Here is a 22,747-nt window from a genome sequence, read left to right as displayed (position 1 = left end):
TTTTGTTTTAGTACAGAGATATTACGGCAACCAGAAAGTGAAAAACCACCCGAAGGTGGTTTCTCGTCTAAAGCAGTAAAGGCTAATTAAGCAGCTTTGCGGCTTTTTGCAGCTGGCTTAGCAACTACATATTGGCCTTGAACGTTAGCCAATGCAGCGTCAACACTTTTCTCAAAGTTTGCGAAAGCATCAGTTGCTGTAGCGCGAACTTGGTCAAACTGTTGGAGTGAAGTTTCAAATGCAGTTTTGAATGCAGATACAAATGCCTCAGAACCAGCAGGAGCTGTCTTAGTAGCTTCTTTAACAAACTTAAGCATTTCAGCACGTGTGTCATCAATAGAAGCGTCAACTACTTGAGCTACTTCTTTGTTGCCGTTACGCACAACTTTGTTTACTTTAGCTTGGTAAGCAGCAGCATATTTAGCAACTTCTTGAGCAGCTTCTGATTGAGCCAATTGAGTCAATTGCTGTGGATCTTTGATTGCCAACAATTGAGCGCTAGCTTCTTGAGCAGCAACTAAAGCATCTTTAGCAGCAGCTTGGTTGATTTCAGCTAATTCTTGCGCGCTTTCAACAGCAACTTGTGCCAAATACTTTGCGTTTTCAACAGCTTTAGTTTGAGCTTGTGAGAGTTGGTCGTTTAATTGATTCTGGAACATGATGTTTTCCTAACTTTTTAAGTGGATAAAATTTATTGCGATGCACTATTGTAAAAAGTTTTTTATTGCACTGCAAGAATTATTTGCGGCAATGCAACAAAAATATAGAAAACCCCATTTTTTGATTAAAAACAGGGGGTTGTGCCCCACGATAGCATGCATTTCAGTGCTAAATTGAGACAAATTTAAGCAAAAAACCATGAAAAAACCACCCGAAGGTGGTTTCAAACTACTGGCGGAAGAGGCGGGATTCGAACCCGCGGTAGGCTATAAACCTACGCACGCTTTCCAGGCGTGTGACTTAAACCGCTCATCCACCCTTCCGTACAACCGTTGATTATACGTTTGCCGAAAGGGCTTTGCCTCAAATCCTTATAGAGAGCTTAAACAGACTCTTTGAGCTGATCCAAAATCGCTGGATTCTCAAGGGTTGAAGTATCTTGAGTAACTTCTTCACCTTTTGCAATTACGCGCAGCAAGCGGCGCATGATCTTGCCGGAACGGGTTTTAGGTAAGTTATCACCGAAACGCACATCCTTCGGTTTAGCAATCGGACCGATCTCCTTACCGACCCAGTTACGCAACTCAGTCGCAATCTTCTTGGCTTCATCACCTGTTGGGCGACCACCCTTCAGAACCACGAATACGCAAATAGCTTCACCAGTCATATCGTCAGGACGACCAACTACTGCAGCCTCAGCAACCAATGGGTTAGCAACTAAGCAAGATTCGATTTCCATCGTTCCCATACGGTGACCGGAAACGTTCAACACGTCATCGATACGACCGGTAATGGTGAAGTAACCAGTATCTTTGTTGCGGATTGCGCCGTCACCAGCCAGATACAAAGTACCACCCAACTCTTCTGGGAAATACGACTTCACGAAACGATCAGGATCATTCCAGATCGTACGAATCATGGAAGGCCATGGACGCTTCACAACCAAGATACCGCCTTGACCATTTGGCACATCTGCACCCGCTTCATCCACAATCGCCGCCATGATGCCTGGCAATGGCAATGTGCAAGAACCTGGAATCATTGGTGTTGCACCCGGCAATGGTGAAATCATATGGCCACCAGTTTCTGTTTGCCAGAAGGTATCTGCAACTGGGCAACGTGAGCCACCGACATTCTCGTAGTACCACATCCATGCTTCAGGATTAATTGGTTCGCCTACTGAACCCAAGAGACGCAATGAAGATAGGTCATAGCTCTTTGGATGAATCGCCTCATCATTGCTTGATGCTTTGATCAAAGAACGAATAGCAGTTGGTGCAGTGTAGAAAATCGTTGCTTTGTGTTTTTGGATCATGTCCCAGAAACGTCCAGCATTAGGATAAGTTGGAACACCTTCAAACACGATCTCTGTGGCGCCAACGGCGAGCGGGCCATATGTAATGTAGGAGTGACCTGTTACCCAGCCGATGTCGGCAGTACACCAGAACACATCGCTTGGCTTAATGTCAAAGGTCCACTTCATTGTGAGGATTGCCCACAAGAGGTAACCACCAGTAGAGTGTTGTACGCCTTTTGGCTTACCTGTTGAGCCAGATGTATAAAGAATAAACAGTGGGTGCTCAGCGCTGACCCACTCTGGTTCGCAAGCAGTAGCTTCATTGGCAGCAATTTCTTGCATCCACACATCACGACCTGCGGTCATGGTGACATCAATACCAGTACGCTTGCTCACGATGACATGCTTTACATTGCCGCATTCGCCAGTTAAAAGAGCTTCATCGCAAATCGCTTTTAATGGCAATGATTTGCCACCGCGGAACTGTCCATCAGCAGTAATCACTGCAATGGCACCTACGTCAATAATTCGATCTCGCAAGGCTTGAGCTGAAAAGCCACCAAACACTACAGAGTGGATTGCGCCGATACGGGCACAGGCTTGCATAGCAACAATGCCTTCAATGGTCATTGCCATATAAATAATGACGCGGTCACCAGACTTGATGCCCATTTTTCGCAGTGCATTTGACATTTTGCAAACGCGCTCAAGCAGTTCTTGATAAGTTACTTTAGTAACAGTGCCATCGTCTGCTTCAAAAATAATCGCAGTCTTGTCACCAAGACCATTTTCGATCTGACGATCTAAACAGTTATAGGAGGCATTCGTTGTGCCATCTTCAAACCATTTATAAAAAGGCGCTTTAGATTCATCGAGCACTTTAGTAAAAGGCTTTTTCCAAAACATGTTTTCTTTTGCAAGACGCCCCCAAAAACCGTCGTAATCATTCTCAGCTTCAGCACAGAGCTTGTAATAAGCTTCCATTCCTGGAATAGCAGCCCCCTTAACAAAATCTGCGGGCGGGTTAAATACGCGGTTTTCTTGCATTAATGGTTCCATGCTTCACAGCCCTTCTATTCAATAATCAGTCGTCTTTTTCTGCGAAAATAACGCAGAATCAGGGAAACGCATCTCCAAGAGCTAATAAGATAAGTGAAAACACGCTAGATTTGCTCTATGGCAAACCCTTAAAATAGAAAAAACCTTACTTAATTAAGTTCAAAACTATGACAAATATCAAACAAAACGATCTTATTCAAAGCGTTGCTGACGCATTTCAGTTCATCTCTTATTACCACCCTAAGGATTTCATCTCCGCTATGGGTAAGGCTTATGAGCTAGAACAGGGTGCCGCTGCAAAGGATGCGATCGCTCAGATTTTGACGAACAGCCGCATGTGCGCAGAAGGTCATCGCCCTCTTTGTCAGGACACGGGCATTGCGGTCGTTTTTCTGAAAATCGGTATGAATGTCCAGTGGGGCGATGCCACCATGAGCGTCACCGAGATGGTGAATGAAGGTGTTCGCCGGGCTTACATGAACCCAGATAACCCGCTACGCGCTTCGGTTTTGACCGATCCAGCAGGTAAACGCAAAAATACGGGTGATAACACCCCTGCCGTTATTCATTACGAAATTGTTCCAGGTGACGATGTTGAAGTCATTTGTGCCGCCAAAGGCGGTGGCTCTGAGAACAAAGCCAAGATGGCCATGCTTAACCCATCCGACTCCATCGTAGACTGGGTCCTCAAAACTGTACCCACCATGGGTGCGGGCTGGTGCCCTCCTGGCATTTTGGGTATCGGTATTGGTGGAACCCCAGAAAAAGCCATGCTGATGGCCAAAGAGTCTTTAATGGGCCCTGTAGATATTCAAGAGTTAATTGCTCGTGGCCCACAAAACCGCATTGAAGAACTGCGTCTAGAGATTTTCGACAAGGTCAATAAGCTGGGTATCGGCGCCCAAGGTCTAGGTGGTTTAACCACCGTTCTCGATATCAAGATCATGGACTATCCAACTCATGCAGCATCCTTGCCAGTGGCAATGATTCCAAACTGTGCGGCCACTCGCCATGTGCATTTCCATCTCCATGGTGATGGTCCAGCAAAACTCGAGGCACCTTCATTATCTGATTGGCCAGATGTCACCTGGACTCCAGATACCAAAAAATCCAAGCGCGTGAACTTAGATACCCTGACAGCCGAAGAAGTTGCTGGCTGGAAAGAAGGCGAAACACTCCTTCTCAATGGCAAGATCTTGACCGGTCGCGATGCCGCACATAAACGCATCCAAGACATGCTCGCCAAAGGCGAAGAGCTGCCTGTCAGTTTTAAGAATCGCGTGATCTATTACGTGGGCCCAGTGGACCCAGTGGGTAACGAGGCAGTTGGTCCAGCAGGCCCAACAACATCGACTCGGATGGATAAGTTCACAGAAATGATGCTGTCACAGACAGGCCTAATCTCGATGATTGGTAAAGCGGAACGTGGGCCTACTGCAATTGAGGCAATCAAAAAACATAAATCTGCTTATTTGATGGCTGTTGGTGGTGCCGCTTACTTAGTATCCAAAGCAATTCAGACAGCCAAAGTGGTTGGCTTTGCTGACTTAGGCATGGAAGCTATTTATGAATTCGATGTCAAGGATATGCCGGTTACCGTAGCCGTGAGCTCTGCTGGCATCTCAATGCATGAGACTGGCCCAAAAGAATGGCAAGCCAAGATTGGCGGCATTCCCGTCACGATTGTTTAAAGCAAAATCTCAATAGCGATATCTAGTTAAGCGACTCTTACTTGGCACTCATCGGAGTATTTGATTCTGGCGTTGGAGGCTTATCCATTTTGGATGAGGCTCTGCGCCAGCTTCCCGAGCATGACTATATTTATTTGGCTGACTCCATTAATGCGCCATATGGAGAAAAATCGAGTGAGTGGATTGCCTCCCGCAGCATGGAGCTCTGCCAGTATCTAGCAGCTCAAGGTTGCGATGCAATCATGGTGGCCTGCAATACCGCTACCGCCCAAGCGATAGCGCATATTCGCACTGAACTTCATCACATTCCGATTATTGGCGTAGAGCCCGGCATTAAACCTGCAGCCATGCAATCGACCAATGGTATCGTGGGTGTCCTTGCCACTGAGGCCACGCTCAAAAGCGATAAGTTCAATGCCTTACTCGCAACACTACCGAATGACTGTCAATTTATTAAACAAGCAGGCGCTGGTTTGGTTTCCTTGATTGAGGCAGGCCAAGCCAACAGCGAAGAAACGCTAGAGTTGCTTGCCCAACATCTTGAGCCTATTCAGGATGCGGGGGCCGATACCCTGGTTCTTGGATGTACACATTACCCTTTTTTGAGAAAAGCGATTCGCAAGCTTCTGGGTGACTCCATTAACCTCATAGATACCAGCGAAGCGGTAGTACGACAACTGAAGCGAAAATTGGAAACGCAAGGCAAGCACCTCGATGACAGCAAGTGCGGCTCCATTCGATTGATTAGCAGCAAAGATGCAGACACCTTGCATCAAATGGCGCAAGAATTAATTCAATCCGATCTGAGTTCCCACCACATTGAATCTCAGTTAGTGAGCGCCTTTAGATGAGTAATTTCTTAACTCAAATGAGTGCTCGCCTGCCTTTCGATAAAACCGAACGCATCATCATCGGCATCGTCATTGCCTTGCACCTTCTTTTTTTAATTGGCTTTCAGAGTGGCATGAAGCCAGATAACGAGAATAATCTCGACGATACGCGGGTGATGGCCAATTTAGTGAGTCCCGAAGCCGCCAAGCAGCCTCAAGCAGCGCCAGCCGCGCCACCACCAAAACCAAAGCAAGAGCAGCAGAAGAAAACCGTAGATGAGAAGTCTACTCAAGCACCAACCCCACCTCAAACCCAACAGCAGGCTCCAACGCCGCCAGCGCCCCAATCTAAAAGCGAATCCCAGGCGCCCAATGCCACAGTTGCACCCGCAACCACATCAGGGTCTAGCGGCACACCAATTCAAACCGATATTGGTAAACTGGTCGTCGTATATCAACCCGATGCGGATGCCTACTACCCCTCGTTCTCCAAGCGCTCTGGAGAGCAAGGTGAAGTGGTCGTCAGATTGATTATTGATGAATCAGGAAGCGTTGAAGATGTAGCCTTGTTGCGCTCTAGCTCATTTCCACGACTAGATCGAGCAGCCAGTGAGATTGGTCGTCGTTATCGCTTTAAACCGTTTTTAGTCAATGGCGCTCCCGCTAGAATATCCACCAACCTTTTAATTAAATTTAATTTAAAGAATTAATCATTATGAATACACCATTTGGCTTAGCAAATTTGTGGCTTGAAGGCGATGCCATCACTCGCTTTGTAGCACTCGCCCTACTCACCTGCTCCATCGTGACTTGGGTCATCCTACTTGCTCGCTTTTGGGATTTGCGTAATCTACGCAAACTGATCCCACAGATAGATCAATTTTGGCGCGCTACATCCTATGACCAAGGTCTGAACGTGTTCACTAACCATGCGAACAATCCTTACTATCAGATTGCTACAGCGGCGAGTGTTGCATCTACTCACCATCAGAGTCAATCTACCAATCATCGCGAACTCTTGCAAACACTCAACTACTCCGAGTGGATGGCCAGAAGCTTGAAGAACAATATTGATGGTGTTGCAGCGCAACTTCAAAAAGGGCTCACCTTCCTTGGCTCTACAGGCGCAACTGCTCCATTTATTGGATTGTTCGGAACGGTTTGGGGTATTTATCATGCCTTGATTGCGATCAGTAGCTCCGGCAGCGCGCAAATTGATCAAGTTGCCGGTCCGATTGGTGAGGCACTCATCATGACCGCCCTAGGTTTAGCTGTCGCAATTCCAGCAGTGCTGGGCTTTAACGCCATTAATCGCGCCAATAAATTACTAGTTGCCGATCTCAATCGCTTTGGCAATGATCTTCTCGCTTACTTTGTGACTGGCGCTCGCGTGAAGTCCGGAGAATAAATATGTCCTTCCATCTACAAAACGATCAGAACGAGGACGCCATCATGGCGGAAATCAACATGACTCCGATGGTGGACGTTATGTTGGTGCTCTTGATTATTTTTATCATTACCCTGCCAGTGATACAGCAGGCCGTCAAGGTTGAGCTCCCCAAAGCCAATAGCGTACGCAATGAAGTTAAACCTGAATCCGTTCAGCTGTCGATTGATGCTAAAGGTCAAATTTTTTGGAATAGCACGCCGATTGATTTAAAGACGTTTGATGGCTATGCAGAAAAAGCAGCTCAGAAAGAACCGCAACCAGAAATTAATTTGCGTGCGGATAAGTCCGTTAAATATGAATACGTTGCTCAAGTATTGGCTGCATCACGTCGTGCCGGCTTAACTAAGTTGGGATTTGTAACGGAACCTAATTAAGGCTTTGCAAGGGCGGTGCATTGCTCTTGGTAACTCTTTGTTCCTTCGCCCACTGTAGCAGAGAGAATTCCGCCTTGAATAGTTTCGGATTTTCTGAGCTGGCCGCTTGAACGATTAATCGTAGTCACGGTGACTACCGACCCCACTCCATACTGAACCCCATCGAAACGCTCTGGAGCAAAGTATGCCTCCATGGAAATCAAAACGGTCGCCTCAGTAATCAGTACATTTTTAATGGATTGGCGACCCAACTCATCCGACCGATCCAAATCCCGGCCATCAATAAAGACTTTAGCCTTTTGCGTTTTGGAAGCAGAGTTCATTTTTAATTCGTAGACTTCGGTGTAGTTCTTCTCCGTGCGCTCACAATGAAAAATAAGAGGCTCTGCCGCTAGAGCAGGGGCAGCACAAAGAAATAGAAAAAGAATATGGAGATATTTCAAGGATGTCTAGAATCAATCGATTGGTGCCCGAAGCCAGAATCGAACTGGCACGCCTGTTTAGGGCGAGGGATTTTAAATCCCTTGTGTCTACCGATTTCACCATTCGGGCTCGCACGAGCAATAAAGTCGTACTAAATAAATCAAGACAAGCAAAATTTTAGCATGCAAGCCCTATTGGTGACGGGAAGCCTGTTTTCATCTGGGTTCGGCTGAAATTGGGGTAAACCCACTAAACTATTCCCATGAAAATTTCCACTCCAGGCTCAGGTCTTAAAACCCTCTTTAAGGGCATCTTTTGGCTTGGTTCTGCAGCCCTTGTCTTGGGCATCGCCGCCGGAATAATCTACCTCATCTCAGCTCATACCTATCCTTCTGGGAAGCGGGTAATCAAAAGTTTGGGCGACTCCGTTGCCATTACTTTTGACGAGAGCGATATACCCCATATTCAGGCAAAGAGTTCCAGTGATGCGCTGTTTGCTTTGGGCTACTTGCATGCTAGTGAACGCTCCTGGCAAATGGAAGTAAATCGTCGACTAGCGAGTGGCAGACTCTCTGAAATCCTAGGAAAAGAAACGGTCTCGATCGATCGCTTTATTCGTACGCTAGGCATTAAGCATGCCGCTGAAAAACAATTCGACCGCTACCCTATTGCTACCAAACGATTACTTCAATCCTATGCAGATGGCGTCAATGCTGGGAATGCGCACTTGGGCTGGGCGCTTCCTGTTGAATATTTTTTAACAGGATCCAAACCAGGGCATTGGTCGCCGACTGACAGCGTTGCATGGATGCTGATGATGGCCTTGGATCTTGGGGGAAATTGGCAGAAAGAATTACAGCGCCTTGAGTTGTCGCAATTTTTAACGACTAAGCAAGTGTGGGAAGTAATGCCGGCTTATACGCCAGGTGAGCCCGTGAGCAATATCGACTTTGCCAAACTGTATCGCGACATCAATGTCTTCAATCCAAACCCACTGGCGAGGGATCAAAAATCCAAGAAGCTTCCCGCAACTGAATTAGCTGTCGACGAATTGCTGGGCGGAAAAGACGGTATCGGCTCCAATAATTGGGCGCTCAATGGCAAGCTGACGGCATCTGGTAAGCCCTTGCTTGCAAACGATCCTCACCTGGGTCTATCTGCCCCTGCTATTTGGTATATGGCCCACTTAGAGGCGCCAGGCCTCAATGTCATTGGCGCCACCCTTCCCGGTATTCCAGCAGTAGTTTTAGGTAGGACCGACAAGTTTGCCTGGAGCTTCACGAATACCGGACCAGATGTACAGGATTTATATATTGAACAACTAGACCCTAAAAAACCAGATGTCTATCGCGGTCCGGAGGGCCCGCTCCCCTTTAAAGTTCGCCAAGAAATCATCGACATCAAAGGTGAGCCACCGCTACGTTTTTTAGTCAAAGAAACACGACATGGCCCAGTGATTTCGGAGTCATATGCACGCGCTAAAAGAGCAATTGATACGGATCGCTTTGTCTTAGCACTGCGCTGGACTGCCTTAGATGTTGAAAATCAATCTGTCGCAGGTCTGCTAGATATGAATCACGCCAAAGATTTAGACAGCTTCAAGCAGGCGCTTCGCAAGAACTATGCGCCAATGCAAAACGTAGTGATGGCCGACGTGGAAGGGAATATTTCCTTTCAGACGGCGGGCATTGCACCTAAGCGCACCTTACATCAAGGTCTTTATGGAGTAGCGCCAGCACTAGGCTGGGAGAAGCAATATGACTGGACTGGCTATGTGCCTTTCGAGCAATTGCCCAGTAGCAATAACCCAGACTCCAACTGGATTGCTACAGCCAATCAAAAATTAGTAGCCAGTAACGATCCCAATCCATTAACGGGCGACTGGGAGCTACCAACTCGTTACAACAGAATCGTGGAGTTAATTAAAGGCAAATCGAGCCATGATCTTGCTTCTATGAAATCGATGCAGGCTGACACCGTCTCTTTGGGTGCTACCCCATTATTGGACTTATTTAAATCTGCTCAATCAAAACATCCCTTAGCTCAGCAAACCTCCGAAGTCATCAGAAACTTTGATGGCGATATGAAAGTAGACAGTACTGGCGCACTCATTTTTAATGCTTGGGCTGATCAACTCACACGCACACTCTTTTCTCGTTTGAGCTACCTGTTCACAGAAAATTATGGTCCACGCGAGTTCAGACAAGCCTTAACACTGCAGGTACAAAACCCCAGTAGCCCATGGTGCAATAACCATCAAACCGAACAGATCGAGAGCTGTGCCGATGCTTCCAATGCCGCATTGGATAAAGCGCTAGAGCAACTGAGTGCGCAGTGGGGTGGCAACCCTAAAAATTGGACCTGGGGTAGTGCGCATATTGCGGTCTCAGAACATCGCCCTCTTAGCAAAGCCCCCTTACTGGGAAGTCTCTTTAATTTGACGCAGCCATTTCCGGGGGATAGCTTCACGATTAATGTGGGAAGACTTGAACTCCTCAGAGCCGATAATCCCTTTGAGACGAAGCAAGCAGCTAGCCTACGCGCGCTCTACGATCTTTCGGATTTAGAGCAATCCCTCTTTATTTATCAAACTGGGCAATCAGGCTGGGTTCAGAGCAAGCTCTACCGGAATATGAGTGCACTTTGGGCTCAAAATGAATATCTCCCCCTGCAAATGAAGCCTGGGAAAGTAAACCGGCAGCTGGATCTAAATATTAAGGAAAAATAAGCCGAGGAGTTTAAAATGACTCATGCAAGCCCCAGTAGGGCAAAATCCACTTTAATGACAATAATTACATGCTCCCTATTATGAAAAAAATACACGCACTCACTATCTTTACCGCCCTCTCCCTGTTGCCACTCTCTAATAGCTTTGCCGCCTGGAAAGAGCTGGGGGCAAATGAGGTCATGGTGGTTTATGTGGATCTGGACACTATTAGTGATTCTGGTGAAAAAGCGCAAATCCTATCGATGTTAGATTTTAAAAAGCCTGGCGTGAATCCAAAAACAAAGGAGCCAGTTAACTCGATCATCGGCATTAATGAATACAACTGCCCCGCCATCAGCTACCGCCCGATTGAATACAAAGAGTTCTCTGGCAATAAGGGTTCTGGCAAAGTGGTATCTGACAACAAAACCCCAAAAAGTGAATTCGAGCCAGTTGTAAGCGAATCTTGGGCAGCTGGAGTCTTTAACGTTGTTTGCCAACGCAAATAAACACATCGCCTTGACGATCTCTTTGAGCAGATCAAGCCCATCAGGCTGGTCTGCTTTTTTGTTTTATGTGAGCATAGCCCTGGGTGGTCTAGCTCTTTGCTTCAATCTGAGTGGATGTGCTGCGCCATTGCTAGCATTGGGAAGCTCAGCCACTACCGTAGCTAGCACTGCAGGCACTGCAGCTGTCTCAGTAGCCGTAGCCAACCCCACAACTGCAGCCAGCGCGATCTCTACTGCAACAACCGGAAAATCACCCCTAGAGCATGCTGCCTCGGCGGCCACCAAGCAAGATTGCAACTTTCTGAATGCATTAGGACCAAAACCCATTTGCGTGGATATCCCCCTGCCTACAGTAAAAGATATGAGTGAATCCTATCTGGGTCCAGCCGATATCGCGGCACCCAAAGCCCAGCAATAATCGGCGGGCTGAAGCTTCCTTTTTAAACCCCTCGCATAAGCAGTCTAAAATTACACCTTATCAGCCATCTTTTCCATACTGAAGCCATGACCACAGAAAATTACTACCTCACACTTACCTGCCCTAACCGTCCGGGCATTGTTGCCGCCGTATCAACCTATATCTTTGAATTGGGTGGCGATATTGAAGAGGCTCAGCAATTCGATGACAAGGCCTCAAAGCGCTTTTTCATGCGCGTCAGCTTTAGTTGCGATAGCGATGCCACAACTCTTAAAGTGGGCTTTGTAGATATTGCCAAACGCTTTGATCTCACCTGGGAATTGCGCGCCGTTAAAGATTTAAAACGCGTACTGATCATGGCTTCGAAGCTAGATCATTGCCTAGTAGACCTTCTCTATCGCTGGCGCATCGGTGAATTGCCGATGCTGATCTGCGGGATTGTTTCTAATCACCCACGTGAGGTGTATGCCAGCATTGATTTTGCGGATATACCGTTTTATCACCTGCCCGTCACTCCAGATACTAAATCCGCTCAAGAGGCGAAGTTGCTGCAGATTGTTGATGACTCCAAAGTGGATATGGTGATCTTAGCGCGCTACATGCAAATTCTTTCAGATGATTTATCCACTAAATTATCGGGACGTTGTATCAATGTTCACCATTCTTTCTTGCCAAGTTTCAAAGGCGCTAAGCCATACCATCAAGCTCATGCTCGCGGCATTAAGCTCATTGGCGCTACTGCGCACTTCGTGACTAGCGATCTAGATGAAGGACCGATCATTGAGCAAGACGTGACACGCGTAACGCATGGCGATACACCAGAAGACTTGGTTCGTAAAGGTCGTGACTTGGAGCGTACCGTCCTGTCGCGCGCTCTACGCTATTACTTGCATGATCGCGTATTGATTAATGGCGCTACTTCTGTAGTCTTCTCAGATTAACCTGGATCTTTAGGGCCTCACCCCTGGAGTTTCCAGGGGCATTCCTCTGGCCCGCCACATGAGATAGAGCTCAAGCTGAGCCATTTCAGTAGAGCCGTACTCAAACTGCTTAGCTCGCACCCCACTCATGCAATTACGAAGACGTCTTTGCAAAGATCCCATGGTTTGCCACTCAATTCGATAAATTGGGTAGGCAGTAGGATGCCCTTGCGGAATAAGACTGCCACCCAATTTCAAGCCAGCACGGTCTTGATGGCATTGAGCACAGGATAAATTGAGTTGCCCCATTCTTTCATTAAAGAACAGTTTGCCTTGTTGCAGATCCTTCTTATTTTGCAGTGTTTCTTGAATAGTGATTGGCATCCCTTTTGATTGAGTGGCCACAAATGTCGTTAATGCTAAAAGCTCTTTACCTTCATAAGCAAGTGCTGGTGCCTCTTGCTGCGCTGAGCGGCATTGATTAATTTGCCCCTCTAAAGTTTGCAGTCTTCCTTTAATGACTTTTGGAAATTGGGTTGCAACACCAGCCATCTTTTTTCCAGAATCGCCGTGACAAGACCCACAAGAGACGTTCTTATTTCCCGTCTTTTCCTTCCAGAGACTGTGGCCATCCATCACCCAAAACAGAGCAGGGTTTAAGTTGGGATCATCTTGCATGGCTTGATTTTCAGTCGTCATCAATTGATAACTCGATTGGCGGCTATCTTTTGGAATGTCAGCCGCAAATCCAACATGCGCAATCATGAGTCCAAGCAATATAAATCGCCACCGATTGCGAAGTGGCCAAGCTTTCACGAGACAGTAATTTTTACTTGATTGATCGCTTCATAACCATCATCACCCGTCCACTTGCACTCAATCGTGCCTGATGCGACCGCAATGGTAGTAAATATGATGAGAGGATTAGCGCCAATGCCTGGGTAAAAATCAGCCTTAAAGACTTCTTCATCGTTATAGCGGCAGGTAAACAAACGAATAATGTCCCGGGGAATACGCTTGCCATCTTCCGTATATCGAAAGCCAGTTTCCATGTCATGCTGAGCAATCGCTCGGATCTCAATAATCGAATCCTTCTTTGCGTTCGCGGGGGCGGTAAGACCAGTACGGGAGGTCTTGCTCATATCATCTCCGTACAAGCAGACAAAGTCACCAAGGTATCGGCATAACCCTGCCAATAACCACCATCGCTCATTTGGGCGATTGCCCATACGCGCTGGGAATCCGCCAACCTCACCCGTGTAGTAACTTCTGCGCGACCAGAGCGCGGGGTGAAATACGCTGTAAAAATATTAGGCAATGGATTTGCTTCAGAAATAATATGGACGGCCTTAACGTAATCAATAGAAGACATTGGACTCTCGATAGCCACTTTGAGTACCACCAAATTACCGCTCTCCACTAATGGTGGAATCACTAGCTTGACCCGTCCATTCTGAATGGCATTTGAGCCCACTATCTTTGCAATAGCCTCCATTGCTTCGGGCTGCTTAGCACCTGCTGAGAGAGGGGTAAGCCAACTCGACAAACCCAAAATACCCAGTGCAGACAAATATAGCCTTCGAGTCAAATTGGGAGAAGTGGAACTTACTTTTAATGAAGTCATAGTGATATTTCGTATTTCATTGAACAGTTTTTACCTTCAGGCTAACTAGAAAGGCCACGACATCCTCAATCTCTTGCCCGCTTAATATAGATTGACCTTCAAACTTGGGTGCCACGCGATTAAGCCCTTCGGTGCGGTAATAAGAAGGCATGATGGTGCCGGCATTAAAGCGACTGGGATCTACTATTCTGGCTCGCAATTGCGCCTCACTGAGGTGCCCGACACTAGCCCCCATATCGGGAGCCAAGTTGCCCTGAAAGCGCTCCTCCGGAAAGGGTCCGCTATGACAAAGTAGGCATAAGCCTGTTTGACGACTCGCCACAATCATTCGACCTTTAGTTGCATCCCCAGGAGAAGAAGTAAGGGGGTTCACAATAGAATCCCCCGACCAAGTTTGCGCTTGGGTTTGGTTGGCAAGAGAAACGATCGACATTCCCAGTAATACCGCCACCAGTATGCTTCTCATTACCCCTTACCCAATCCCATAAACATCGAACTTATACCAACTTGATACCGCTATTTTTCAAGGGCACTGTACGCAAACGTTTACCAGTGGCTCGGTAAATCGCATTGAGTACTGCTGGCGCTGCTACTGCAATCGTTGGCTCACCGACACCACCCCAGTCTTTACCACCACCTTGAATGATGATCGTTTCAACTTTAGGCATCTGTGAGAGACGAATGGAGTTAAAGGTATCAAAGTTCTTCTGGACAACTGCGCCCTTCTCAATCGTAATTTCCTCCTCAAAGAGAGCAGATAAACCATAGACAAAAGAACCGGATACTTGACGGGCCACTTGATCTGGGTTGACCACATAACCCGGATCAGTTGCAGCCACAATCCGATGAATTTTCACTTCATTGCCATTTGTGACTGAGAGTTCACAAGCAGCGGCCACGTAACTTCCGAAGGAGCGCATCTGCGCAACGCCACGGAATACACCTGGCTTAGCCGGCTTGGTCCAACCGATACCATCAGCTACTGCATTGAGAACTGCGATGGCCCGTGGGTACTTCTCCATGTGCTTACGACGGAACTCGACTGCATCCACTCCTGCTGCTTCTGCCATCTCATCCATAAAGGTTTCAATAAAGATCGCATTTTGATTGACGTTCACACCACGCCAGAAGCCCGGCGGCACATGCGTATTGCGCATGGCATGATCAATCATCAAATTTGGGAAGCTATAAGTAATGCCATGCTCACCAGCAGCATCTAGCCCCTGAAACACAACGGGATCTTTACCCTTATTAGCCGCTACCACTGCTGGACGGACTGCTGCCAAAATAGACTGGCCTGATAAACGCATATTGAGACCAGTGATATTTTTCTTGTCATCAATTGCCGCAGTCATTTTGCACATCATCACTGGGTGATAACGCCCTTGGGTCATGTCTTCTTCACGAGTCCAAATCAATTTGATTGGAGTGCCCGGCATTTGCTTGGCAATATTGACTGCTTGCGTTGTGTAATCCTGGAATGCGCCACGACGACCAAATCCACCACCGAGGTTCACCTTGTAGACGTTGCACTTTTCAGCCGGCAATCCAGAGGCAGCGATCACAGCAGCTAAAGATGCCTCGCCGTCTTGAGTTGGCACCCAAGCCTCACAAGAATCTGCCGTCCACTTCGCAGTAGCTGTTTGTGGTTCCAAAGTGGCATGATTTAAGAATGGATAGAAATAGGTGGCCTCAATAGTTTTAGACGCCTTAGCAATTGCTTCCTTCACATCACCATTGGAGTTGCCCACAAAAGTTTCATTCGCAGTAAGCCCCTCTTCCAGCATCTTCTTGATAGAAGCGCTTGAGACATCGCCATTAGCACCGTTATCCCAAATAATATTGACTGCATCTAAGCTGGTCTTAGCTTGCCAGAAAGTGTCAGCTACTACCGCAACTGCTGAATCACCTACTTGCACAACTTTCTTGACACCCTTCATGCTGGAGGCTTTAGAAGCATCAAAGCTTTTGACTTTGCCGCCAAATACTGGAGATTCTTTAATCGTCGCAACCAACATGCCTGGGATCTTTAAATCAATCGCATATACCTGCTTACCAGTGACCTTATCAGCAGTGCCGTCAATACGATTGACTGACTTACCAATCAAAGTCCACTCTTTAGGATCTTTTAAAGGAATTTCTTTTGGGGTTTCTAACTGAGATGCGGCAACAGAAACTTTACCGAAAGTAGTTTTACGTCCAGATGGTGTATGGGTAATCACACTGTCTTTAGCTACGCACTCTGATACGGGAACATTCCACTGATTAGCGGCAGCTTGAATCAACATCATGCGTGCAGCTGCACCACCTTTACGAACATACTGCTCTGAAGTGCGAATACCGCGACTGCCACCCGTAGAGTAACTTCCCCAAGCTTGTTTGCGTTTGAGACTCTCACCTGGTGATGGATACTCATAAGAGACTTTTTTCCAGTCACACTGTAATTCTTCGGCAACCATTTGTGCTAGACCAGTAATCGTTCCTTGGCCCATCTCGGAGCGCACGATACGCACAACGACGTCATCGTTTGGCTTTACTACTACCCAAACACCGATCTCAGGTGTCGCCAAAGGAGTCATGGCAGTGGTGCCAGTGCCCATAGCAGCATTCGCCACAGAAATAAATGAGAAATCAAAGCCAATGGCCAATCCAGTTGCAATGGCGCTAGAGCCAACAATAAAGTGGCGACGTGAAGTACTCGTAGCTGCTGTATTGGTGGCTGTGTTAGTTGCTGTTTTAATTTTTTTAGTCATGATCGCTCCTTATGCCTTGCTCACAGCATGAATTGCATCACGCACTTGTTGGAAGGTTCCGCAACGGCAGATGTTGGTGACCGCAGCATCAATTTGTGCATCATTCGGCTTTGGGGTATTGCGTAACAGCGCAGTGGTAGCCATGACCATGCCAGACTGACAGTAACCACACTGAGGCACCTGATTGTCGACCCAGGCTTTTTGAACTTTGGAGAGCTGGCCATTCTTTTCCAAGCTCTCAATGGTTTCAATCTTTTTTCCTTCTGCAGCACTAACTGGAATCGCACAGCTTCGAATGGCTTGACCATCAAACAAAACGGTGCAAGCACCGCATTGACCGACACCGCAACCATACTTGGTGCCAGTTAAACCCACATGGTCACGAATCACCCAAAGCAATGGGGTGTCCGGATCAACATCTACCTTGTACTTTTTACCATTGACGTTTAAGTCAGCCATGTGTGCTCTCCTATTGGTTTTATGTTTGAGGGTTTTACTTCTCAGTAATGGCCCCCAGCTTTTTATAATTTTTATATCCTGCTTTTGTTGAGCTTATATTAAACAAGAATTCATTTATTGCATTGCAACATATATTGCTCGGCAGTAAGATCAAGACATGATCTCCGGTCTCGTCCAAATCCTCTTATTTCAAAGTCTAGGGGAGCTTATTTCTAAATTCGCCCTGCCTACCTTGCCCGGCCCCGTGATTGGCCTAGTACTCCTCATTATTTGGCTGGTACTGCGCAAAGGGATTAACCCTGAATTAGCCAGCGTTGCCGATGGCTTTAGCCAGTACTTTGGCCTCTTATTTGTGCCGGCAGCTGTTGGGGTGGTGCTATTCCTGCCACAACTCAAAGCCAATGCTCTAGCAATTGTGAGCGCCTTGGTAGGCAGTGTGATTCTGACCATCGCCACTAGCGCTGTGGTGGTACGTTTTTTCAGCTCCAAGCCCAAAGAGGTGGATCAGTGAGCGAGAAACATTCCATCGTCGAGATTTGGGTTTATCTCTCTGGAAGCCCTTTATTTGCCCTCTTTATTACTTTAGCCGCCTATCAAATTGGGCTTTGGGTCTACAAGACCTCCAAGCAAAACCCCCTCGCCAATCCAGTAGCAATTGCCATCATCTTGGTAGCCAGCATTATTCAATTCGTTGAGATGCCCTATTCCACCTATTTTGAAGGTGCGCAATTTATTCACTTCTTATTGGGCTCTGCGACAGTGTCTTTAGCCATTCCTATCTATAGAGGGCTTGCTAGTCTGAAGGGTCGCTCCTTTCCCCTACTGGCATCCTTGGTTGCCGGCGGGCTGGTATCGATCATCAGCGCAGTCAATATTGCCAAGTTATTTGGCGCTGACGCCAGCATTACCGGCGCTATGTATCCCAAATCGGTTACCGCGCCAATTGCGATGGGTATTGCAGAGCGCATTGGCGTCTCCCCAACATTAACCGCTATTTTTGCTGTTATCACGGGAATACTGGGCGCAATTTTGGCGCCATTTATTCTCAATGCGCTGGGTATGAAAGCATGGTGGCAAAGGGGCTTTGCGATTGGTATTGGGGCACATGGGATTGGAACCTCACGTGCATTTAGCATTCATCCTGAGGCGGGAACTTATGCCAGTCTTGCCATGGGGATGAATGGCGTGATCAGCGCGGTGGCTATTCCGATTCTGTACCACCTGTTTAATTAGCAAACATGCTCCACTTGCATTGAATATGACCTCACCTTGGGCATCATGCACTAATAGCGAGCACCAAATCCTGATTTCGCATCATGCTAGCTAATATCTATTAGCACCAATCATCTAAGCTCACCTGGTTAGTGCTTTTCCAATACGATAGACCTATCACTTAAAGAATATTGAAATGAACATACCCAAACAATTCTATGGCCACCTTCTCACAGCCCTGCTGTTTTCAATAGGTCTTGGCACTCCTGCATTTGCAGCGCCGGATGCTGATTGGCCTAAAAAACCCATCATCGCCATTCTGCCGTTTCCTGCTGGGGGCTCTACTGATGTGTTTGCCAGATCAATCGGCGTACCTCTTGGTGAGGCCTTAGGCCAGCCTGTGGTCATTGACAACAAGCCCGGCGCAGGTGGAATGATTGCTCTAGGTGCTGCTGCTAAGGCTTCACCCGATGGATATACCTTGCTTTTTAGTGCACTGACAAATCAATCGATTTCTTACTCACTCTTTAAAAATCCTCCAGCAGATTTGACGAAGGATTTTGTACCGGTTGCCTTAGTTGGCAGCATTCCGCATTTGATTGTGGTCAACCCTTCCGTGCCGGCCAAAAACTTACCAGAGCTGATTGCGTTTATTAAATCCAAAAAGGGTGACTTCAATTACGCATCCCAAGGCAATGGCAGTCTCTCCCACTTAGAATCTACCTTGTTCATGCAGCGTATCGGTGCGAGCGGTACACATATCCCCTATAAAGGTAGTGCGTTTGCCTTGCCCGATTTAATTGCCGGCAATACCCTCATGATGTTTGATAGCGTGACTGCATCCCTGCCGCATATTCAGAGCGGTAAGTTACGTCCAATCGCGATTGCCGCGCCAGAGCGTTCACCATTAATGCCTAATGTACCCACCTTAGGTCAAGATGGAATGAAACAGTTTGATGTGGAGAACCTGTATGCAATCTATGCGCCTAAGGGAACATCTCCCGCCATTACCGCAAGACTAGAAAGAGAAATCCGGAAGATTTTGACTAATCCAGACTTTAAAACTCGCTTAGCAAACCAAGGGATACATCCACAGTTTGCTAATTCTGAGCAACTCTCCATCATTACCCAAAGCGAGCAAGACAAATGGGCGAAGATCGTTAAGGCTGCCAACGTTAAAATTGACTAAGTAACCATTGTCTTGAAGTACACCCTCTTATTGAATAGATTAGATCCATGTTGATTTCCCCTCCCTTTGGTGGCGGCCGTGCCCCAGTCCTTGCCAAGAACGCGGTTGCCAGTTCACAGCCATTAGCCACACAAGCGGGCATTGAAGCTTTGCAAAATGGTGGCAATGCCGTTGATGCTGCCCTAGCTACTGCGATCACGCTGACAGTTGTAGAGCCCACCATGAATGGCTTAGGTGGCGACGGCTTTGCATTGATTTGGGATGGCAAAAAACTCCATGGTATGAATGCCTCCGGTCGCGCACCCGCTGCATGGACTCCAGAGTATTTTGCTGGCAAAACAGCAATGGATCTGATTGGCTGGAATACCGCGACGGTACCGGGCATGGTTTCAGGATGGATTGAGCTATCGCGCAAGTTTGGCAAACTGCCTTTTGCCCAACTCTTTAAGCGCGCAATTGATTATGCGGAAAATGGCTTTCCTGTTTCGCCCGTGATCGCACGTCAATGGCGTGAAGCCATCCCGATTCTCAAAAATCAACCTGGCTTTGCCGAGTCTTTCTTAATCGATGGCAAAGCCCCTACTGCTGGTCAAATCTGGCGCTACCCTGCACAAGCAAAGACACTACGTGCTATTGCTGATTCTGAAGGAGAGTCCTTTTATTCGGGTGACTTAGCCAAAAGCATGGTCGACTTTGCACAAGCCACAGGCGGTTGTTTCACGATGGCTGACTTTGCGGCAAACAAACCTGAATGGGTAGAGCCTTTGGCCTTCGATTATGGCGATTACACTCTCCATGAAATCCCCCCCAACTGGATCAGGTATAGCTGCGCAAATGGCTTTGGGTATTTTGCAAGCAGCGAATGTCAAACAATATCCTGCCAATTCTGCGCAGCGTATTCATTTGCAAGTAGAAGCCATGCGCATGGCTTTTGCAGATGCCTATGCCTATGTCTCTGAGTGCAGCACGATGAATGTCACTACCGAGGCGCTTCTCAATAGGGATTACTTAGCGGGACGTGCCGCATTGATTGATCATCAGCAGGCTGGAACTTATAGCGCTGGCGATCCACATGCTGGTGGCACTGTGTATCTGTGCGCCGCAGATGAATCCGGCATGATGATTTCTTACATTCAATCCAACTTCAAAGGCTTTGGCTCAGGCGTAGTAGCTCCTGGTGGCATTGCTTTTCATAATCGCGGTATGAGTTTTAGCTTAATTGACGGCCATCCTAATCAAGTGGGCCCAGGCAAGCGCCCCTTCCACACCATCCTTCCTGCTTTCTTAACAAAAGGTGATAAACCGACTATGGCATTTGGCGTCATGGGTGGCAATATGCAGCCACAAGGCCATATTCAATTTGTGATGCGCTTTGTCGATGAGTATCTCAATCCACAAGCCTGCTCAGATGCGCCACGCTGGAGAATTGACGATCTGGGTAAGCTTACGGTAGAGGCATCGATGCCTACTGCAGCAGTAGAAGGCCTCAAGAGCATGGGTCATGAAGTCACAGTCATGCCAGCCAATAGCCTAGACTTTGGTAGCGCCCAAGCGATTGCTTTATTAGGTGAAAATATTCAAGATGCCTATATCGCTGGGAGCGATCATCGCCGCGATGGCTTGGCGGCAGGGTTTTAGTTTCGCTTTGATCGCTGCACGCCAATGGAGATAAACTACTTAAGAGCAATGGCGGAAATTGACTCGCCAGCACCAAGATCAGGGGATATCGCCACGACTATGAAGAAGGAAGGGGATGATTTATAACCCATCACATGGAGATACTGTATTTACCGTACCATTATTTGCAGATTATATGAAGCGAATTATCAAATTAGAGGAATAATCTAACTAGGCAAGCAGTTCATATAAAAGCGCTTGACCTCTTGATCACAACTCACATCCCTTGGTGAAATGGGTCGCTCTAGCGAAATACCCTCGATGGAGGTACAGCGACTGAGAGCCACATAGACCTGCCCCGATGCAAAGGCACCAGACGATAGATCCACTTTGATCTTATCGAGGGTCTTGCCCTGGCTCTTGTGAATAGTGACCGCCCAAGCGAGCATTAAAGGAATTTGTACAAAGGTGCCAATAATGTTTGGTGAAATCCGCCCCGACATCATGTCATGGTCGTAGCGATAGGACTCCCACTGATGACCTTTCACTTCCACTGTATTGGAGTAAGGTCCGTTTTGCACCATCACCTTGACGGTATTGGGTAACAATTCTCGAACAATACCAATCGTGCCATTCACCCAACGCTTGGGAAAATTACTATCAGTTGCAGTAAACATCACCTTAGCACCTACCTTAAGCACCAGATTATTAGGCGACGGAAGATTACGCTCATCAATATTGAACTTACCCGTAGTTTGTCCAGGATAAATCTTCGGCTCAGTAGTTAAGGCGCGCAAGCCTGCATTATTGATTTGATCGGCTCTAGCATTGGTGGTGGTCAGAGTGATCGTTTGATCATCAGCCTCTTTCTTAGTTTCATAACAAATGGCATTGAGGGTAACGAGCGCTTCATCGATATCTTCATTAATCCGAATCTGATTAAGTAAGGCTGCAAAATGGGCATCTTTCTGGCGGAAGATTTTGGATAACTCCACCATCGTGACATCTTTACGATGCAGCGCCATGGCGCAAAAGAAATAAGGGCCCTCGTAACCCCGATCAGCGAGTACCTGCATATCACTACTCGACACTACTGGCGGCAATTGAAATAAGTCCCCTACAAACATCACCTGAATACCACCAAAAGGCTGGCTTTTATGTGGGCCATTGGCTCGCAGAAATAAATCCATGGCATCAACAACATCAGTGCGCACCATGGAAATCTCATCAATAATGAGTAGGCGAATATCCTTGTAAAGCCGCTTGTCTTTGAGGGGCTTGATATCCTCTTCTGGAAAGATCAGACGTGGAGGCAAACGAAAAAAAGAGTGAATCGTGACGCCTTTCACTTGCAATGCTGCTACACCGGTTGGTGCAACTACGACGACATTGCCAGGGATGTTTTCTCGAAGATAGCCAATTAAGGTCGTCTTTCCGGTGCCCGCTTTACCGCTGACAAAAATATAGGGGTCACGACGCTCAATGGCGTCAATTACAGCTTGGTACTCAGGGGTGATTTCAATTTGTGAGAGATCAACAACAGGTGTAGTCATGC

Annotated in this window: 22 protein-coding genes, 2 tRNA genes and 1 pseudogene; 13 read left to right on the top strand and 12 right to left on the bottom strand. The window is 47.3% G+C overall.

Annotated features, from left to right (window positions below):
- Window positions 1-86 precede the first annotated feature (86 nt).
- The 3 genes from CBI30_RS07630 to acs all read right to left on the bottom strand — a co-directional run bounded on the left by CBI30_RS07630 (window position 87) and on the right by acs (window position 3,016).
- Window positions 87-659, bottom strand: a complete 573-nt coding sequence (locus CBI30_RS07630; RefSeq protein ID WP_088527716.1) for a phasin family protein — start codon at window positions 657-659, stop codon at window positions 87-89.
- A 233-nt stretch (window positions 660-892) separates the two neighbouring features.
- A tRNA-Ser gene (locus tag CBI30_RS07625) sits at window positions 893-983 on the bottom strand.
- Between the two features lie 59 nt (window positions 984-1,042).
- A complete protein-coding gene (gene acs / locus CBI30_RS07620) occupies window positions 1,043-3,016 on the bottom strand; it encodes an acetate--CoA ligase (RefSeq protein ID WP_088527715.1) in 1,974 nt (657 codons plus the stop codon).
- A gap of 167 nt (window positions 3,017-3,183) precedes the next feature.
- Between acs and CBI30_RS07615 the strand changes: the two genes are divergently transcribed.
- Genes CBI30_RS07615 through CBI30_RS07595 form a run of 5 tightly spaced genes read left to right on the top strand, consistent with a single transcriptional unit; the run spans window position 3,184 to window position 7,361 of the window.
- Complete coding sequence (locus tag CBI30_RS07615; protein ID WP_088527714.1) at window positions 3,184-4,707, top strand: fumarate hydratase; 1,524 nt, start codon at window positions 3,184-3,186, stop codon at window positions 4,705-4,707.
- 41 nt (window positions 4,708-4,748) lie between these two features.
- Window positions 4,749-5,558: a glutamate racemase gene (gene murI / locus CBI30_RS07610; RefSeq protein WP_088527713.1), complete on the top strand. Its 810-nt coding sequence runs from the start codon at window positions 4,749-4,751 to the stop codon at window positions 5,556-5,558.
- Window positions 5,555-6,247 carry an energy transducer TonB gene (locus CBI30_RS07605; protein ID WP_088527712.1) on the top strand — a complete coding sequence of 231 codons (693 nt, stop codon included), beginning with the start codon at window positions 5,555-5,557 and terminating at the stop codon, window positions 6,245-6,247. The genes murI and CBI30_RS07605 overlap by 4 nt, the downstream gene beginning before the upstream one ends.
- Window positions 6,248-6,252: 5 nt before the next feature.
- Window positions 6,253-6,945, top strand: a complete 693-nt coding sequence (locus CBI30_RS07600; protein ID WP_088527711.1) for a MotA/TolQ/ExbB proton channel family protein — start codon at window positions 6,253-6,255, stop codon at window positions 6,943-6,945.
- A 2-nt stretch (window positions 6,946-6,947) separates the two neighbouring features.
- Entirely contained in the window at window positions 6,948-7,361 is a 414-nt protein-coding gene (locus CBI30_RS07595; RefSeq protein ID WP_088527710.1) for an ExbD/TolR family protein, read from the top strand.
- Here CBI30_RS07595 and CBI30_RS07590 read toward each other — a convergent pair.
- A complete protein-coding gene (locus CBI30_RS07590) occupies window positions 7,358-7,684 on the bottom strand; it encodes a hypothetical protein (RefSeq protein ID WP_206075608.1) in 327 nt (108 codons plus the stop codon). The two genes, CBI30_RS07595 and CBI30_RS07590, sit on opposite strands and share 4 nt — an antisense overlap.
- 141 nt (window positions 7,685-7,825) lie before the next feature.
- A tRNA-Leu gene (locus CBI30_RS07585) sits at window positions 7,826-7,913 on the bottom strand.
- 133 nt (window positions 7,914-8,046) lie between these two features.
- Here CBI30_RS07585 and CBI30_RS07580 point away from each other — a divergent pair.
- The 4 genes from CBI30_RS07580 to purU all read left to right on the top strand — a co-directional run bounded on the left by CBI30_RS07580 (window position 8,047) and on the right by purU (window position 12,359).
- Complete coding sequence (locus CBI30_RS07580; RefSeq protein WP_088527709.1) at window positions 8,047-10,512, top strand: penicillin acylase family protein; 2,466 nt, start codon at window positions 8,047-8,049, stop codon at window positions 10,510-10,512.
- A gap of 80 nt (window positions 10,513-10,592) precedes the next feature.
- On the top strand, window positions 10,593-11,000 hold the full coding sequence (locus CBI30_RS07575; protein WP_088527797.1) for a surface-adhesin E family protein: 408 nt from the start codon (window positions 10,593-10,595) through the stop codon (window positions 10,998-11,000).
- Window positions 10,981-11,418 (top strand): hypothetical protein, encoded by a 438-nt coding sequence (locus tag CBI30_RS07570; RefSeq protein WP_088527708.1) that lies wholly within the window; start codon window positions 10,981-10,983, stop codon window positions 11,416-11,418. Before CBI30_RS07575 ends, CBI30_RS07570 begins: the two co-directional genes overlap by 20 nt.
- A gap of 86 nt (window positions 11,419-11,504) precedes the next feature.
- The gene (gene purU, locus CBI30_RS07565) at window positions 11,505-12,359 is read left to right on the top strand and encodes a formyltetrahydrofolate deformylase (RefSeq protein ID WP_088527707.1); all 855 of its coding nucleotides are present in this window, start codon (window positions 11,505-11,507) and stop codon (window positions 12,357-12,359) included.
- A 9-nt stretch (window positions 12,360-12,368) separates the two neighbouring features.
- On the opposite strand, the gene soxA is transcribed toward purU, so the two are convergent.
- Genes soxA through CBI30_RS07535 form a run of 6 tightly spaced genes read right to left on the bottom strand, consistent with a single transcriptional unit; the run spans window position 12,369 to window position 17,174 of the window.
- Window positions 12,369-13,154 carry a sulfur oxidation c-type cytochrome SoxA gene (gene soxA, locus CBI30_RS07560; protein WP_240553536.1) on the bottom strand — a complete coding sequence of 262 codons (786 nt, stop codon included), beginning with the start codon at window positions 13,152-13,154 and terminating at the stop codon, window positions 12,369-12,371.
- Window positions 13,151-13,480, bottom strand: coding sequence for a thiosulfate oxidation carrier complex protein SoxZ (locus CBI30_RS07555; RefSeq protein WP_088527705.1), 330 nt, complete (start codon window positions 13,478-13,480; stop codon window positions 13,151-13,153). Before CBI30_RS07555 ends, soxA begins: the two co-directional genes overlap by 4 nt.
- The gene (locus CBI30_RS07550) at window positions 13,477-13,962 is read right to left on the bottom strand and encodes a SoxY-related AACIE arm protein (RefSeq protein ID WP_088527704.1); all 486 of its coding nucleotides are present in this window, start codon (window positions 13,960-13,962) and stop codon (window positions 13,477-13,479) included. The genes CBI30_RS07555 and CBI30_RS07550 overlap by 4 nt, the downstream gene beginning before the upstream one ends.
- A 16-nt stretch (window positions 13,963-13,978) precedes the next feature.
- Window positions 13,979-14,428 carry a sulfur oxidation c-type cytochrome SoxX gene (soxX, locus tag CBI30_RS07545; protein WP_088527703.1) on the bottom strand — a complete coding sequence of 150 codons (450 nt, stop codon included), beginning with the start codon at window positions 14,426-14,428 and terminating at the stop codon, window positions 13,979-13,981.
- A 31-nt stretch (window positions 14,429-14,459) separates the two neighbouring features.
- Window positions 14,460-16,715, bottom strand: coding sequence for a xanthine dehydrogenase family protein molybdopterin-binding subunit (locus CBI30_RS07540; protein WP_088527702.1), 2,256 nt, complete (start codon window positions 16,713-16,715; stop codon window positions 14,460-14,462).
- Window positions 16,716-16,724: 9 nt separating this feature from the next.
- Complete coding sequence (locus CBI30_RS07535) at window positions 16,725-17,174, bottom strand: (2Fe-2S)-binding protein (protein ID WP_088527701.1); 450 nt, start codon at window positions 17,172-17,174, stop codon at window positions 16,725-16,727.
- A gap of 157 nt (window positions 17,175-17,331) precedes the next feature.
- Between CBI30_RS07535 and CBI30_RS07530 the strand changes: the two genes are divergently transcribed.
- From CBI30_RS07530 to CBI30_RS07515, 4 genes and pseudogenes are all read left to right on the top strand, one after another.
- Window positions 17,332-17,685, top strand: a complete 354-nt coding sequence (locus tag CBI30_RS07530) for a CidA/LrgA family protein (protein WP_088527700.1) — start codon at window positions 17,332-17,334, stop codon at window positions 17,683-17,685.
- Complete coding sequence (locus CBI30_RS07525) at window positions 17,682-18,407, top strand: LrgB family protein (RefSeq protein ID WP_088527699.1); 726 nt, start codon at window positions 17,682-17,684, stop codon at window positions 18,405-18,407. Before CBI30_RS07530 ends, CBI30_RS07525 begins: the two co-directional genes overlap by 4 nt.
- Window positions 18,408-18,582: 175 nt before the next feature.
- Window positions 18,583-19,575: a Bug family tripartite tricarboxylate transporter substrate binding protein gene (locus CBI30_RS07520; RefSeq protein WP_088527698.1), complete on the top strand. Its 993-nt coding sequence runs from the start codon at window positions 18,583-18,585 to the stop codon at window positions 19,573-19,575.
- Window positions 19,576-19,622: 47 nt separating this feature from the next.
- A pseudogene (locus CBI30_RS07515) lies at window positions 19,623-21,213 on the top strand (gamma-glutamyltransferase family protein).
- Window positions 21,214-21,419: 206 nt separating this feature from the next.
- On the opposite strand, the gene CBI30_RS07510 reads toward CBI30_RS07515, so the two are convergent.
- Window positions 21,420-22,745 carry an ATP-dependent DNA helicase gene (locus tag CBI30_RS07510; protein ID WP_088527697.1) on the bottom strand — a complete coding sequence of 442 codons (1,326 nt, stop codon included), beginning with the start codon at window positions 22,743-22,745 and terminating at the stop codon, window positions 21,420-21,422.
- Window positions 22,746-22,747 lie beyond the last annotated feature (2 nt).

Origin of the sequence: Polynucleobacter aenigmaticus, assembly GCF_002206635.1 — a bacterium.
In the GTDB taxonomy this organism is placed as follows: domain Bacteria; phylum Pseudomonadota; class Gammaproteobacteria; order Burkholderiales; family Burkholderiaceae; genus Polynucleobacter; species Polynucleobacter aenigmaticus.
Note: the sequence above shows the minus strand (reverse complement) of the source record. Positions and strands in the feature narration are given on the sequence as shown.

Bases quoted from the DNA above. Each gene is read 5' to 3' on its own strand.
- CBI30_RS07520 (WP_088527698.1), top strand. From the start codon at position 18,583: ATGAACATACCCAAACAATTCTATGGCCACCTTCTCACAGCCCTGCTG.
- CBI30_RS07510 (WP_088527697.1), bottom strand. From the start codon at position 22,745: ATGACTACACCTGTTGTTGATCTCTCACAAATTGAAATCACCCCTGAG.
- CBI30_RS07555 (WP_088527705.1), bottom strand. From the start codon at position 13,480: ATGAGCAAGACCTCCCGTACTGGTCTTACCGCCCCCGCGAACGCAAAG.
- soxX (WP_088527703.1), bottom strand. From the start codon at position 14,428: ATGAGAAGCATACTGGTGGCGGTATTACTGGGAATGTCGATCGTTTCT.
- CBI30_RS07580 (WP_088527709.1), top strand. From the start codon at position 8,047: ATGAAAATTTCCACTCCAGGCTCAGGTCTTAAAACCCTCTTTAAGGGC.
- acs (WP_088527715.1), bottom strand. From the start codon at position 3,016: ATGGAACCATTAATGCAAGAAAACCGCGTATTTAACCCGCCCGCAGAT.
- CBI30_RS07590 (WP_206075608.1), bottom strand. From the start codon at position 7,684: ATGAACTCTGCTTCCAAAACGCAAAAGGCTAAAGTCTTTATTGATGGC.
- CBI30_RS07615 (WP_088527714.1), top strand. From the start codon at position 3,184: ATGACAAATATCAAACAAAACGATCTTATTCAAAGCGTTGCTGACGCA.
- CBI30_RS07530 (WP_088527700.1), top strand. From the start codon at position 17,332: ATGATCTCCGGTCTCGTCCAAATCCTCTTATTTCAAAGTCTAGGGGAG.
- CBI30_RS07575 (WP_088527797.1), top strand. From the start codon at position 10,593: ATGAAAAAAATACACGCACTCACTATCTTTACCGCCCTCTCCCTGTTG.
- CBI30_RS07540 (WP_088527702.1), bottom strand. From the start codon at position 16,715: ATGACTAAAAAAATTAAAACAGCAACTAACACAGCCACCAATACAGCA.
- purU (WP_088527707.1), top strand. From the start codon at position 11,505: ATGACCACAGAAAATTACTACCTCACACTTACCTGCCCTAACCGTCCG.
- CBI30_RS07630 (WP_088527716.1), bottom strand. From the start codon at position 659: ATGTTCCAGAATCAATTAAACGACCAACTCTCACAAGCTCAAACTAAA.
- CBI30_RS07595 (WP_088527710.1), top strand. From the start codon at position 6,948: ATGTCCTTCCATCTACAAAACGATCAGAACGAGGACGCCATCATGGCG.
- CBI30_RS07605 (WP_088527712.1), top strand. From the start codon at position 5,555: ATGAGTAATTTCTTAACTCAAATGAGTGCTCGCCTGCCTTTCGATAAA.
- CBI30_RS07600 (WP_088527711.1), top strand. From the start codon at position 6,253: ATGAATACACCATTTGGCTTAGCAAATTTGTGGCTTGAAGGCGATGCC.
- CBI30_RS07535 (WP_088527701.1), bottom strand. From the start codon at position 17,174: ATGGCTGACTTAAACGTCAATGGTAAAAAGTACAAGGTAGATGTTGAT.
- CBI30_RS07550 (WP_088527704.1), bottom strand. From the start codon at position 13,962: ATGACTTCATTAAAAGTAAGTTCCACTTCTCCCAATTTGACTCGAAGG.